The 1,245-nt window shown below is 54.4% G+C and carries 2 protein-coding genes; both read right to left on the bottom strand.

Annotated features, from left to right (window positions below):
* Positions 1 to 38: 38 nt before the first annotated feature.
* Entirely contained in the window at positions 39 to 875 is an 837-nt protein-coding gene (locus tag AC6CIA_RS26305) for an IS3 family transposase (protein WP_498316067.1), read from the bottom strand.
* Positions 872 to 1,174 carry a transposase gene (locus AC6CIA_RS26300; protein WP_257605426.1) on the bottom strand — a complete coding sequence of 101 codons (303 nt, stop codon included), beginning with the start codon at positions 1,172 to 1,174 and terminating at the stop codon, positions 872 to 874. The genes AC6CIA_RS26305 and AC6CIA_RS26300 overlap by 4 nt, the downstream gene beginning before the upstream one ends.
* Positions 1,175 to 1,245: the final 71 nt, after the last annotated feature.

Here is a 1,245-nt window from a genome sequence, read left to right as displayed (position 1 = left end):
CTGAACTGGTCAAGTAATTCTGGACACCAGTTAAGGTTTCACGCCGCCAGTTTCTCCATAGCTACCGGCGACCGGTAGTCGTTGTAGCTATGGAGTCTGACGTTGTTGTAGCGCATCACATAACGCTGCACATCCACGCGGGCTTCATGTTCCGAGCTGTAGCCGCCCTCTGGAACCCACTCTGATTTCAGGCTGCCAAAGAAACGCTCCATCGGGGCGTTGTCCCAGCACTCACCTTTACGACTCATGCTTTGCAGGAGTCCATGCTTGCGCATCTCGTTCCTGAATTTGTGGCTGGTGTATTGGCAACCTTGATCGGAATGAAACAACACCTCTTTTGGACGGCCTCGCAATTGAACTGCCATTCGCAACGCTTCGCAGGTCAGCGTGGCATCGGAAATCATTGAAAACGACCATCCCACGATTCGGCGAGCGAACAGATCCAGAACCGCCGCGAAATACATCCAGCGCTTGCCGACCTTGATGTACGTCACATCGCCACACCACACCTGGTTGATCGCCGTGACATCAAACTTGCGCTTGAGCACATGCGGTGCCACCAGAGCTTCCACGCCGGAAGATTTGTACTTGTGCCGCCGTCGCTGATGACTCGAGACTCCGGCTTCGCGCATCAAGCTACGAGCCATATGTCGCCCGACACGATGTCCCTTTGCTTGCAGCTCCTTGGAAAGGGTGCGAGACCCAGCGGACGCTCTGGATTCCTTGTGATGCTCGACCAGCACGGCTTTAAGTTTCTCCCGCTCAGGCTTCACCTTGCCTTGGCGCTGACGCCAGGCGTAAAAGCTGCTGCGGTTGACTCCAAACGCCCGACAGCAGTTGTTAACGCCGTACTGCTCGTCCAGCTCGTTGATCAACGAAAATGATCTTTGGAGTCCAAAAGCAGGAGAGCACTGGCCTTTTTTAGGATTTCAATGTCCAAGTCTTTTTGCCTGAGCAACGCTTTAAGCTGCTGGATCTCTCGCTGATCGGCGGTAATCGCCTTGGCCCCCTCCGGGGTCGAACCCAGGCGCTCTTTGCGAACTTGATCGACCCAACGGCGTAAGGCGGTAGGGCCAATATCAAGACTGGCACAGACATCGGGAACTGACTGGCCCTCGTCCAGCACCATGCTGGCAGCTTTGAGCTTGAACTCACTGGAATAAGATTTACGCATATCCAAACACCTCAGATTTGGGCGCCATCATAGCGCCCGATTGAAGTGTCCAAAATCATTAGGCCAGTTCA

This window comes from Pseudomonas sp. GQ91, from assembly GCF_059758795.1.
The sequence above is the reverse complement of the archived record's forward strand: the minus strand, read 5'-3'. Positions and strand labels throughout refer to the sequence as shown.

Bases quoted from the DNA above. Each gene is read 5' to 3' on its own strand.
- AC6CIA_RS26300 (WP_257605426.1), bottom strand. From the start codon at position 1,174: ATGCGTAAATCTTATTCCAGTGAGTTCAAGCTCAAAGCTGCCAGCATG.